Here is a 12,215-nt window from a genome sequence, read left to right on the forward strand (position 1 = left end):
TATGTTTAGTAGAAAATGGGTTGCGGCAGCCGCTGTCGGCGCCCTGATGGTCGCCGGCCAGGCGCTGGCGGCCGACAAGAAGGTGGTCGCCGTGTCAATCCCGGCGGCGGACCATGGCTGGACGGCGGGTGTCGTCTATCATGCGCAGGCGGCCGCGAAAGAGATCAACGCCGCCTTCCCGGACGTCGAGGTGGTGGTGAAAACCTCGCCCTCCGCTGCCGATCAGGTCAGCGCGCTGGAGGACCTTTCCGCAAGCCGCAAGCTCGATGCCCTGGTCATCCTGCCCTACACCTCCGAAGAGCTGACCCAGCCGGTCAAGGCCATCAAGGACATGGGCACCTTCATCACGGTTGTCGATCGCGGCCTGACCGACGCCTCTATCCAGGACCTCTACCTTGCCGGCGACAACATCGCGGTCGGCGCCAACACGGCCAAGTTCATGATCGACAAGCTCGGCGGCAAAKGGGACATCGTCGTGCTGCGCGGAATCCCGACGGTCATCGATGACGAGCGCATCAAGGGCTTCCAGGACACGATCAAGGGCACCGGCATCAAGGTGCTCGACATCCAATACGCCCATTGGAACAGCGACGAGGCGTTCAAGCTGATGCAGGACTATCTCGCCAAATATCCGCATATCGATGCGGTCTGGGCCAATGACGWCGACATGCTTCTCGGCGTGCTGGAGGCGGTCAAGCAGTCGGGCCGCACCGATATCAAGCTGGCGCTCGGCGGCAACGGCATGAAGGACATCGTCAAGAAGGTGATCGACGGCGATTCCGTCACCCCGGTCGAAACGCCTTATCCGCCTTCGATGATCAAGACGGCCATCTACATGACTGTGGCCAATTTGATCGGCCAGGCTCCGGTTCGCGGCCACGTCAARCTCGACGCGCCGCTGATCACCCAGGCCAACGCCAAGGAATATTACTTCCCGGATTCTCCGTTCTGAGAGCCGCCATCCACAATCATGGGCGAGGCGTGTTCGCGCCTCGCCGCCCCCAATCAAAGAGGACAAATCATGCCAGCCAAGAAAATCCTGATGCTGACCGGTGAGTTCACCGAGGAATATGAAATCTTCGTCTATCAACAGGCCATGGAGGCCGTCGGCCACACGGTTCATGTGGTYTGCCCCGACAAGAAGGCCGGCGATGTGATCAAGACGTCATTGCACGACTTCGAGGGCGACCAGACCTATACCGAGAAGCTCGGCCATTATGCGTTGATCAACAAGACCTTTTCCGATGCGGAGAAGCAGCTCGACCAGTACGACGCGGTCTATTGCGCCGGCGGCCGCGGGCCGGAATATATCCGCACCGACAAGCGCGTTCAGGCGATGGTGCGGCACTTCCATGAAACGAAGAAGCCGATCTTCACCATCTGCCACGGCGTGCAGATCCTGGTCGCGGTCGACGGCGTCGTGCGCGGCAAGAAGGTCGGGGCGTTGGGGGCCTGCGAGCCGGAGGTGACRCTCGCCGGCGGCACCTATATCGACCTGTCGCCGACCGAGGCCTATGTCGACGGCACGATGGTTTCGGCCAAGGGCTGGACCGCGCTTGCGGCCTTCATCCGGGAATGCCTGAAAGTGCTCGGCACGGAAATCCGGCACGGCTAGGTTTGGTGCGCAGGAGGTACTTGGAGCGGGTGAGTTCGTGCCGCTCCAAGTACACAAATCGCGACTTTCGTCAGGCGGTTAACGCCTTGCGTTGCGCCACGCCTCATACTCGCCACGAGCATCGTCGTGCAGCGGATAATAGCGCTGCAGGGGTGCGCCCTGCATGAGCTTCTCCCGGGAAAACTCTTCCCAGTCATGATGCTTCCGGGCCTCCTCGATCACCATGGCCGCCATCGAGACGGGAACCACCACCGCGCCGTCGTCGTCGGCGACGATGATGTCGCCGGGGATCACGGTGACGCCGCCGCAGGCGATCGGGACGTTGACCGCATTGGGATAGATGCTGGTCTGCACATGATAGTTGGGCGTCCAGCCGCGCAGCCATAGCGGCAGGTCGAGCTTTTCGACATTGGGCCGGTCGCGCATGCATCCGTCGATGACGATGCCCGCGCCGCCTCTGCCCTTGAAATAGGTGGACATCATATCGCCGAAGACGCCGGAACTCATGTCGCCGCGCGCGTCGACCACCACCACGTCGCCCTCCTGCGCGTGATAGAGCACGTGCCGGTGCAGTTGCGTTTCCGGATCGGTATATTCTCCCTCGTCGAACAGGTCCGGCCGCTGCGGCAGGAATTGCAGCGTCAGCGCCGGCCCGACGATCGACTTGCCGTGGTTCTGCGCCACCGGGCCGACCATGTGCGGCTTGCGGAAGCCCATGTGGCCGAGCGTGCCGGCGACCGTCGCGGCGCCGATCTCCTTCAGGGCGTCGATCAGATCCTTGGGCGGCCGCGTGATGTCAGGAGTATGCGTCATTGTCGGACTCCGGTTGGAATTGAACTACCAGTTGGTGACGGAACCGTCGCGGCGCGTGAGGTGAGGCGCCTCCCAGAAACGGAAACTCTGCGCCTTGATCGCCGCCTCGTTGACCTCGACGCCCAGTCCCGGCAGATCGCTGACCGGATAATGGGTGCCGTCCAGCCGCGGTTGCACGGGAAAGAACTCGGAATTGTCGAAGCCCAGCTTCCTTTCCGGCACCCTGGTTTCGAGCCAGGCGAAGTTGGGCACCGCGGCGCCGAGATGCACGGTCGCGGCGGTGCACACCGGGCCAAGCGGATTGTGCGGCATCAGGTCGACATAATGCGCCTCGCTCCAGCCGGCGACCTTCATCGCCTCGGTGAGCCCGCCGACATTGCAGACATCGAGCCGGTTGAACTGGTGGATGCCGCGCTCGATATAGGGCAGGAACTGCCACTTGCTGGCGAATTCCTCGCCGATGGCGAAGGGGATGTCGGTCATCCTGCGCAGGGATTCGTAGGCCTCCGGCGTCTCGTCGCGGATCGGTTCCTCGAGGAAATCGAGCACGCCGCGGCCAAGCTTGTTGCAGAAGCTCGCCGCCTCGGCCACCGACAGCCGATGATGGTAGTCGATGCCGAGCACCACGTCGTCGCCCAGCGCTTCGCGCGCCTTGTTCAGCATGGCAGCGGTGGCGCCGATCGACTCGCGCGGCTCGAAAATGTCCTTGCTGCTTTGCCCGGCGGGGAAGAAGCGGATCGCCTGCCAACCTTGCGCGCGCAGTTCGCGGGCGCGTTCGATGGCGACGTCGCCTTCGGCCTCGTCTCCGGTCGAGGCGAAGGTCGGGATGCGGTCGCGCTGCTTGCCGCCCAGAAGCTCATAGACCGGCACGCCCAGCGCCTTGCCCTTGATGTCGTGAAGGGCAATGTCGATGGCGGAGATCGCCGCCTGCAGAACGCGCCCGCCTTCGAAATACTGGCTGCGATAAAGTTCCTGCCAGATCCGTCCGATCTGCATGGCTTCGCGGCCGACGAGAAACTCGCGATAATGCTCGATCGCGCCGGCCACGGCCTTCTCGCGACCGCTCAAGCCGCTCTCGCCCCAGCCGGAGATGCCCTGGTCGGTCTCGACCTTGACCAGCATCTGGTTGCGCGTTCCCACCCACGCCGGATAGGGCTTGACCGCGGTGATCCTCATCTCATCCAAGCCCACRTTCCACGCCTGTTGCCCGCGTCAGTTGGCCCTGAGGGCCATTTCCGTTTCGCCGTCGAACAGGTGCATGCGCTCCTGGTCGAACTCGAGCCAGATCTGTTCGTCAGGCGCCACGGCGATGTTGGGCGACACGCTGATGTTGACGATGGCGCCGGAGAGGAAGGCCTGCACGAAGGTGACGTCTCCGGTCGGCTCCACCGTATAGGCCTTGGCCGGAACGGCGCCGGCGACCGCGCTCTTGTGCAGCTTGATCGTCGAATGGCGTGCGCCGAGCACGATCTTCCTGGTGGTCGCTCCCTGGATCTTGCGCGCGTTGGCTTGCGACAGCGCGAGGGACCAGCCCTCCGCGCTGATCAGAACGGCATCGCCGTTTGCGGTGGATGCCTCCAGCGGAATGAGGCTCATCGCCGGGCTGCCCACGAAGCTTGYGACGAACATGTTCACGGGATGGGCGAAGACCTGCGCGGGCGAATCGTATTGCCGCAGGTAGCCGCCATTCATCACCGCCATCCTGTCCGCCATGGTGACGGCCTCCAGCTGGTCGTGCGTCACATAGATGATGGTCRCCTTCAGGTCCTGATGGAACCGCTTGATCTCGGACCGCATCTGCRCGCGCAGCTTGGCGTCCAGATTGGAGAGCGGTTCGTCCATCAGGAACACCGCCGGATCGCGAACGAGAGCGCGACCGAGCGCCACGCGCTGCTGTTGTCCGCCCGAAAGCTCGCGCGGCTTGCGCTCGAGCAGTTGCGTCATGTCGAGCACGCGCGCCGCTTCCCTGACCTTCTTGTCGATCTCGTCCCGGGGCAGCTTGCGCATCTGCAGCGGGAAGGCGAGGTTCATATAGACCGACTTCTGCGGATAGAGCGCGTAGTTCTGGAACACCATGGCGATGTCCCGGTCCTTGGGGTCGAGGTCGTTGACCACCCGGTCGCCGATGACGATGTCGCCGGAGGTGACCGATGTCAGGCCCGCGACGAGATTGAGCGTGGTCGTCTTGCCGCAGCCCGAAGGACCGACGAGTGCGACGAACTCGCCGTCATTGACCGTCAGCGAAACCTCGTTGACGGCTTTGAAGCCGCCATAGGTCTTGACGAGATCTTTGAGGACCACGTGGGCCATGCGGGCAGCTCCTTAGTGCTTGACCGCGCCCTCGGTCAGGGCGCGCACGAAGTATCGTTGCAGGAGGAGGAACAGCACCACGACCGGCACGCTCATCATGAAGCTGGCCGCCATCAGGCCAGGAAAGTCCGTCGTGTTCTCCGAGAAGAAGCGCTGGATGCCCACAGGCAGCGTCAGCTGCTCGTTCTTGGAGAGGAAGGTGTAGGCGTAGATGTACTCGTTCCAGGCGCCGATGAAGGAATAGATCGCGGTGGYGATGATGCCCGGCGTCGAGAGCGGCATCACGATCAGCATGAACGCCTGGAACCGCGTTGCGCCGTCGATGCGCGCCGCCTGTTCGAGCTGCACCGGGATGTTGTCGTAGAAGCCTTTCAAGAGCCAGATGGCCAGCGGCAGGCCGAAGGTGAGGTAGGTCAGCACAAGCGAGCCATGCGTGTTCACCAGTCCGATCGCCCGCATCAGGATGAAGAGCGGCACCAGGAAGATCACCGCCGGGAACATGTTGCGCAGCAGCACGGCGAAGAACAGGAAGTTTCGACCCGGGAAGGTGAAGCGTGAGAACGCGTAGGCCGCGGGAACCGCCACGATCACCGAAAGGATGGTCGTGGCGGTCGAGACGATGAGACTGTTCCAGAAGAAGCGGAGGAAATCCTGGCCGACGCTGTTCTGCGGATCGAGCAGCTTCTGGTAGCTGRCAAGGGTAGGCTGGTCGGGCCATAATTGCGGCGGGAATTGCATCGCCGCGAATCCGGACTTGATCGAGGTGCTCAGCATCCAGACCATGGGCAGGGCCGTGTAGAGCAGCATGAACACGAGGAAGAGGCGCCCCGCCCATCGCCACCCATCGACACGCTGGCGGCGACGGATCTGGTCTCGAGAGGCCGTCTCGGCAATGGTGCTCATGCGTTCCCCTCCTTCCGCTCATTGCTGCTCAACGCGCGGACATAGAAATAGCCAAGCGTCATCAGGATCAGGAACAGGAGCACGGAGTAGGCCGCCGCCACCCCCCAGCGCTGCCGGCCGAAGGCGAGCTCATAGATGTGGGTGATCCAGATATGCGAAGCGTTGGACGGACCGCCGCCGGTCATGATCCAGGGGATGATGAAGGAGTTGAAGTTGGCGACTGCGAGCAGCAGGATCGTCACCGTCGAGACATTGCGCAAATGCGGGAAGGTGACGTGCCAGAAGCGCTGCCAGGCATTCGCCCCATCGACTTTCGCCGCGCGTAGCAACTGTTCGGGAACCGTCTGCAGACCGGCCGTCATCATGATCATGGCGAAAGGGAACTCGCGCCAGATGTTGACGACGATAAGCGAGGGCAGCACCGTTGAGACGCTGTCGATGAAATTGGGTGGCCGCTCGGCCCATCCGAGCTCGACCAGCACCGCGCCGATGATGCCGAAATCCGAATGGTAGATCCACTTCCAGATATAGGAGGCGGCGACGGCGCTGATGACCCAGGGAATGATGAGGATGGCGCGCAGGACGCCGCGACCGATGAAGTCGCGGTGCAACGCCAGCGCGGCGGCAAACCCCAGGACGAAGGAAAAGAAAGTGGATGCGRCTGTCCAGATCAGGGTGTTGAAGGTGACTTGCCAGAACACCCCGCTGGTCAGGATGGCCGTGTAATTGTTGAAACCGACGAAGATCTTGTCACGCAGTTGCAGGCCGGGCGGCGTGTTGAAGAACGACAATTCGATCGTGTAGTAGATCGGATAGGCTATGACGACGAGCATCACGGCAATCGCCGGAAGCACATAGGCATAGTCGGCGCGATGCTCCCACATCTTGCGGAGCACATCGGACCTGCCGGATTGCAATGGTCTGCGAGCCTCGGCCTTGCCGCTCACGATCGTCACTTTGGCGTGCCCTTGTTCATCGGAACGAACCGGCTGCGTTGTCGGCGCAGCCGGTGAGATCGCAGGTCAGGCTTCTAAGTCAAAGAAGCAGAGCATGATGCCGTCGGAAAACCGCTTCACGCTTTTCGGCATCATGCTCTAGAGTCCGCCVCCCATCAGGTCCTTCACCTTCTTGGCCGCGTCGTCCGCCGCCTGGTCGACGGTCATCGCTCCGGTCAGGGCATTCTGCAGCATATCCGGGACGATGATGTTCATGATCTCAGGCGACTGCGGCAGCGCCGGGAAGGGGATGCCGTAGGGCAGCATCGACGTCGTGACATCGAGGAACTTGATGTTGTCCAGACGCTCCTTCATCCATTTGGTCTTGAAGCCGTTGAGGTTGCCCGGGTTCGAGCCGGCATAGGCCATCTTCAACGACCATTCAGGGCTGGTCCACATGCAGATGATGGCCTTGCCGCCGGCTCATCCACCTTGCCGCCCTCGACATATTCCGGCTTCAGGATGTGGATGTTCGAACCGCCGAACACCACGGCGCGCTTGCCGTCGGGACCGGTCGGAATGAGGCCGTAACGCATATTATCGATGACGGTCTGGGCCTTCTCCTTGTCGGTGCCCGTCGCCTTCTTCTGCAGGTCGAGCATGACGTTGTAGTCGGACGGATGCGAGATCATCATGCCGAGCTGGCCGGCGAGGAACAGCGGCTGGTTGTCGGCCTGCTGGTTGGTGAGCGCCGAAACCGGCACCGATTTGTCGCGGACATACATGTCGTAGGAAGCCTGCAGCGCCGCCTTGCTCTGCGGGCTGTTGAGCTCGATGTCCTTGTAGGTCGGGTTCGCTGCCGCTTCGTCGAAGACGCCGCCGCCATAGGCCCATAGCTGCGGCATGAAGCGGTAAGGCGTGTTGCCGGCATTCTTGCGCGCAACGAGGCCGTAGCCGGCAATGCCGAGCTTGTCGTGGATCTGCTTCGAATATTTGACGACGTCGTCCCAGGTTGCCGGAGGCTTGTTCGGATCGAGACCCGCGCGCTTGAAGATGTCGGCATTCCAGATGAAAGCCATCGTCTCGTTGTTGGTTGGAATGCCGTAGGTCACGCCGTCCCAGGTCACCGCCTTCATGGCGCCGGGCCAGAAATCCTCGGTCGAATAGCCAACGTCCTCGGGCTTGAGCGGCTGCAGATAGCCCTTCGACGCGAATTCGGTACCACCCAGGATCTGCAGGCGGACCGCCATCGGCGCGGCATTGCCAAGGAGCGCGGTGCGGAACTTGTCGAGCAGGTCGTTGTAGGTGAGAGCCTGTTCCTCGAGCTGGATGTTCGGGTAGGTCTTGCGGAAGGTTGCGAAGAAATCCTTGTAGTATTGGCGCAGCAGGTCGGGGTCGCCCTCGAACACGCCCTGATACCAGAATGTCAGTCGCCCCTTGTAGTCGAGCGGCGTGACCTTGGCGCAATCGCCGGCCGTGTCGAAATCCTGCGTGCCGGCAATCGAGCGCACATATTCGGGCGACCACTTGCTCAGGTCGACCGGCGGCGCCGCCAGTGCCGAAGCGGACATCAGCGATATCGTCAAAGCAGTGGAAAAAGCAGTGGAAACAGCGCCGCGCAGAACGGCACCGCCGCGTGTGATCCTCCTCATAGGTCTCCTCCAGGTTCTCCCATGCCGCTCTGCGTCAAGGCAAGCGGTCCTTGGTCGTTCGATCTCGGGGATATTTCTCCGCCCTAATGTATCCCTTCGATCACTTCATACGTTTTCAGATCGCAGAATAGCTGTCAACGCAACAAATCGTACATTGTTTGTCGAAGATGTGCATGATATCGATCGGATCGTGTATTGGACTAAGGGGGACTGGCCTTGGCGGAAACGAGCGATTTCAAAGCAGAACCACCCGACGGGATTGACGCTCTCGGGGCATCAAGCGAGGGCGCCTCGCTTTACGAGCAGATACGGGAAGACATCATCGAGGGACGRCTGGCTGCCAACGAGCGGCTCGTGGTCACCGATCTCGCTCGCCGCCACGGCACCTCGACCAATCCCGTGCGCGAGGCGCTGCAGCTGTTGCGCGGCGAGGGCTTCGTCACCTTCATTCCCAACCGGGGCGCGCGCGTCCGGCCTATAGATCAGGATTTTGTCCGCGATATCTACGAGATCGGCGTTCTCATCGAGCCCGCCCTGACGCGCTGGTTTGTCGGAATGGCGACCGAGGAGGACATCGCCGAACTCGAACGGCTCCAGGGCCTGATCGAAGAGAACAACTTCGCCGACACGTTCAGGCACAGCGAACTGGATACCGCCTTCCACACCGTGATGTACCAGCGGCACTACAACCGCCACGCAGCCGAGCTCTGGTGGAAGCACCGCGAAGTGCTGCGGGCCGTGAGCCGCCGTTTCAATTTCACGCTTGCCCGTCGCGCCGCGATCATCCGCGAGCATCGCGAGCTCATCGCGTTGGTAAAATCGGGAGAAGCCGACAAGGCGGCCGAACTCATTGCCCGCCATGTCGAGGGCTCCGGCCGGCATGTTCTCGAACACATGCGCGCGCGCAGCGCTGCCCGGGCAGGGTAGCCGATCCGCAACATCGCCAGCCTGGCCATTTCAGAGAGGATAGTTCAGATGAAAATCACGAGCATTCGGCCATGGCTGATCAAGTCCGACGCTTCCTACTGGGGAGAGTACCTGTTCGTCGAAGTGACGACCGACGAGGGGGTGAGTGGCTGGGGCGARATCACCACCACGACRAAGCTCGCCAACCGCGCGCTCTGCACGATCCTGCGGCAGATCGGCGCCGCCGTGACAGGCGAGGATCCGGCGCGCATCGAGCATCTCTGGCACAAGATCTTCCGCAGCTTCACCTATATGGGCAGCCGCGGCGCCGCGGTCGAATGCGTGAGCGCCATCGACATAGCGCTTTGGGATATCCGCGGCAAAGTGCTGGGCAAGCCGATCTACGAGCTGCTGGGCGGGCCGGTGCGCGACGAAATCGCGCTCTACACCCATCCCAACCAGACCAAATTCACCAGCAAGGAAGCGGTGGTCCGCGAGATTCGCGACATCGTGGAGTCCGGCCACACCGGGCTCAAGTTCGATCCGTTCCCCCACCAGGGTCCCAGCGTCGATGGCGTGGCCCGCGAAAGGCGGGACGGTTACCTCGATGGTAGCATGACCCGCAAGGACGAGCGCGAAGCCGCCGAGCTCACCRCTCTCATCCGGGAGACGGCGGGGCCCGATGTCGACATCCTCATCGACGCGCATGGGCGCTTCGATGTTCCGACCGCCATTCGTCTCTGCCRCAGCCTCGAGGAGGCCGGCCAGATCGACTGGTTCGAGGAGCCGTGCCCGCCCGAGAGCCTCAACGCCCTCAAGCAGGTGCGCGAGAAGGTCAGCGCCGCCATCTCCTGGGGCGAGCGCGGCCATACGAAATGGGATTTCGTGCCGGTGCTCGAGGGTAAGCTCGCCGACTACATCATGCCCGACGTCACCTGGACCGGCGGCATCACCGAGCTCAAGAAGATTTCCGCCCTGTGCGAAGCCTACTACGTCCCCGTCTCGCCGCATGACGCCGCCGGACCGATCAACGTGGTCGCGGGAGCGCAGGTGATGATGACGGTTCCCAACTTCTACAAGCTCGAGACCTCGGAGTGGAACCTCTCCAAGTACGACCACCTCATCGACAAGCCGCTCGACGTTTCGAACGGCCACCTCAGGCTGACGACGAAGCCGGGTCTCGGTGTCGAGATGAACCGCGACTACCTGCAGGCCCACGAGATCGAGCTGGCCTAGCAACCCCGGCCCAGCATGCGGGTGACAAACCCCGCCAAGCAGAACGAGGATAAGCCATGCCAAAAACGGATGGAGCCGACGCGGCCCTCAACAAGGTCAACACGAATTCCAAGCCGTCCGACCTGCGCATCACCGACATGCGGGTGGCCGAAATCGTCGGCGCGCCATTCACCTCAGCGCTGCTCAAGATCTACACCAACCAGGGGATCGTCGGGCTTGGCGAGGTGCGCGACGGCGCCAGCRCCACCTATGCGCTGATGCTGAAGAGCCGGCTGCTCGGCGAAAACCCCTGCGATGTCGACCGCCTGTTCCGACGCATCAAGCAGTTCGGCGGCCATGGGCGGCAGGGCGGCGGCGTATCGGCGGTCGAGATCGCGCTCTGGGACCTCGCCGGCAAGGCCTATGGCGTGCCGATCTACCAGATGCTCGGCGGCAAGTTTCGCGACCAGGTGCGCGTCTATTGCGATACGGACGCCGAGAAGCCGAGCGGTACTGAGACCGGCAAGCGCCTGAAGGCGCGCATGGAGCGCGGCTTCACCTTCCTCAAGATGGACCTGGGCTTGATGCAGATCGCCCACATTCCGGGCGCTGTGACAGCGCCCGCCGGCGCGCTCGAAGGGTTTCACGCCAATCCGCGCGGCCGCGGCGGCACGCTCGAGGAACGCAAGGCCCGCAATCTCGCCTATGACGCGCAGAACGTGCAACACCCATTCACGGGCCTGCATTTTACGGAAAAGGGCATCGACCTGCTCGAGCAATATATTCACGAGGTTCGCGAGGTCATCGGCTACGAGATCCCCTTGGCCATCGACCATGTCGGCCACATCTCGCTGCAGGACGGCATACGCCTGTCGCGCCGCATCGAGAAATATGTCCCCGCATGGCTCGAGGACGTCATTCCCTGGCAATACACCGAGCAATACCGGCAGCTGCAGCAGGCGACCTCGGTGCCGATCTGCACCGGCGAGGACATCTACCTGAAGGAAGGCTTCGAGCCTTTGCTTGCGAGCGGCGGCGTCTCCATTATCCATCCGGACCTGCTCACCAGCGGCGGCATCCTCGAAACCAAGAAGATCGGCGACATGGCGCAGGACCACGGTGTCGCCATGGCCATCCACATGGCCGAAAGCCCGATCGCCRCAATGGCCGCGGCCCATGTCGCGACCGCGACCGAGAACTTCATGGCGCTCGAATACCATTCCGCCGATGTCGACTGGTGGGACGACATCGTCACCGGCCTCCCCAAGCCGCTTGTGGAGGACGGCTTCATCACCGTTCCGGWCAAGCCGGGCCTGGGCATCGACGATGTGGTCGACGAGGTGATCAGCCAGCATCTGCAGCCCGGTGTCACGGGGATATGGCAATCCACCGGGCATTGGGACAATGAATATAGCTGGGACCGAACCTGGAGTTAGCCCAGCCCCCTTGCCCTCATTCCCCCAGGCTCACAGGGCCACCGACCGACCATTCGTGTCGACCTCTCCCAAGGGAGAGGCGAAGAAAGAAACGGACGAAACCATGATCTACGAACTGCGTATCTATGACTGCCTGCCGGGCAGGCTGCCGGCTTTGCTCAAGCGCTTTTCCGAGCAAACGCTGGCCATCTGGGAGAAGCACGGCATCCGCCAAGCCGGGTTTTTCACCACGGTGATCGGCGAAAACAACAACCGCCTCACCTATTTCCTCGCCTGGGAATCGCTGGCCGAGCGTGACGCGAAATGGACGGCTTTCGTCACCGATCCGGTATGGCATAGGGCCAGGGACGAATCTGAGCGCGACGGGCAGATCGTCGCCAATATCAGCAGCCAGTTGCTCACGCCGACAGCCTTCTCGTCTGTGAAATAG

The 12,215-nt window shown here is 62.4% G+C and carries 11 protein-coding genes and 1 pseudogene; 6 read left to right on the plus strand and 6 right to left on the minus strand.

Translation table 11 applies throughout. The features are described 5' to 3' along the window. Nucleotide 1 precedes the first annotated feature (1 nt). Together LCM4576_RS13730 and LCM4576_RS13735 are read left to right on the plus strand one after the other, a co-directional pair. Nucleotides 2–952 (plus strand): substrate-binding domain-containing protein, encoded by a 951-nt coding sequence (locus LCM4576_RS13730; protein WP_071032569.1) that lies wholly within the window; start codon nucleotides 2–4, stop codon nucleotides 950–952. Between the two features lie 69 nt (nucleotides 953–1,021). Beyond that, nucleotides 1,022–1,615, plus strand: a complete 594-nt coding sequence (locus tag LCM4576_RS13735; protein ID WP_071032570.1) for a DJ-1/PfpI family protein — start codon at nucleotides 1,022–1,024, stop codon at nucleotides 1,613–1,615. 78 nt (nucleotides 1,616–1,693) lie between these two features. Here LCM4576_RS13735 and LCM4576_RS13740 read toward each other — a convergent pair whose 3' ends face one another. From LCM4576_RS13740 to LCM4576_RS13765, 6 genes and pseudogenes are all read right to left on the minus strand, one after another. Continuing rightward, nucleotides 1,694–2,428 carry a ribonuclease activity regulator RraA gene (locus LCM4576_RS13740; protein ID WP_040990496.1) on the minus strand — a complete coding sequence of 245 codons (735 nt, stop codon included), beginning with the start codon at nucleotides 2,426–2,428 and terminating at the stop codon, nucleotides 1,694–1,696. Between the two features lie 24 nt (nucleotides 2,429–2,452). Beyond that, nucleotides 2,453–3,604, minus strand: a complete 1,152-nt coding sequence (locus LCM4576_RS13745; RefSeq protein WP_071032571.1) for a mandelate racemase/muconate lactonizing enzyme family protein — start codon at nucleotides 3,602–3,604, stop codon at nucleotides 2,453–2,455. Nucleotides 3,605–3,640: 36 nt separating this feature from the next. Continuing rightward, the gene (locus LCM4576_RS13750; RefSeq protein WP_071032572.1) at nucleotides 3,641–4,738 is read right to left on the minus strand and encodes an ABC transporter ATP-binding protein; all 1,098 of its coding nucleotides are present in this window, start codon (nucleotides 4,736–4,738) and stop codon (nucleotides 3,641–3,643) included. A 12-nt stretch (nucleotides 4,739–4,750) separates the two neighbouring features. Further along, on the minus strand, nucleotides 4,751–5,641 hold the full coding sequence (locus LCM4576_RS13755) for a carbohydrate ABC transporter permease (protein WP_071032573.1): 891 nt from the start codon (nucleotides 5,639–5,641) through the stop codon (nucleotides 4,751–4,753). Then, entirely contained in the window at nucleotides 5,638–6,597 is a 960-nt protein-coding gene (locus LCM4576_RS13760; protein WP_071032574.1) for a carbohydrate ABC transporter permease, read from the minus strand. Before LCM4576_RS13760 ends, LCM4576_RS13755 begins: the two co-directional genes overlap by 4 nt. A 138-nt stretch (nucleotides 6,598–6,735) precedes the next feature. After that, nucleotides 6,736–8,228 (minus strand): annotated as a pseudogene (locus LCM4576_RS13765) (ABC transporter substrate-binding protein). A gap of 216 nt (nucleotides 8,229–8,444) precedes the next feature. Between LCM4576_RS13765 and LCM4576_RS13770 the strand changes: the two are divergent. The 4 genes from LCM4576_RS13770 (at nucleotide 8,445) to LCM4576_RS13785 (ending at nucleotide 12,215) form a co-directional block, all read left to right on the plus strand. Then, the gene (locus LCM4576_RS13770) at nucleotides 8,445–9,155 is read left to right on the plus strand and encodes a GntR family transcriptional regulator (RefSeq protein WP_071032575.1); all 711 of its coding nucleotides are present in this window, start codon (nucleotides 8,445–8,447) and stop codon (nucleotides 9,153–9,155) included. Nucleotides 9,156–9,203: 48 nt separating this feature from the next. After that, nucleotides 9,204–10,370, plus strand: coding sequence for a mandelate racemase/muconate lactonizing enzyme family protein (locus tag LCM4576_RS13775; RefSeq protein ID WP_071032576.1), 1,167 nt, complete (start codon nucleotides 9,204–9,206; stop codon nucleotides 10,368–10,370). A 56-nt stretch (nucleotides 10,371–10,426) separates the two neighbouring features. Next, the gene (locus LCM4576_RS13780; RefSeq protein WP_071032577.1) at nucleotides 10,427–11,785 is read left to right on the plus strand and encodes a mandelate racemase/muconate lactonizing enzyme family protein; all 1,359 of its coding nucleotides are present in this window, start codon (nucleotides 10,427–10,429) and stop codon (nucleotides 11,783–11,785) included. A gap of 103 nt (nucleotides 11,786–11,888) precedes the next feature. Then, nucleotides 11,889–12,215 (plus strand): NIPSNAP family protein, encoded by a 327-nt coding sequence (locus LCM4576_RS13785; protein WP_071033131.1) that lies wholly within the window; start codon nucleotides 11,889–11,891, stop codon nucleotides 12,213–12,215.

Origin of the sequence: Mesorhizobium sp. LCM 4576 (genome assembly GCF_001854815.1) — a bacterium.
GTDB classification, from domain to species: domain Bacteria; phylum Pseudomonadota; class Alphaproteobacteria; order Rhizobiales; family Rhizobiaceae; genus Mesorhizobium; species Mesorhizobium plurifarium.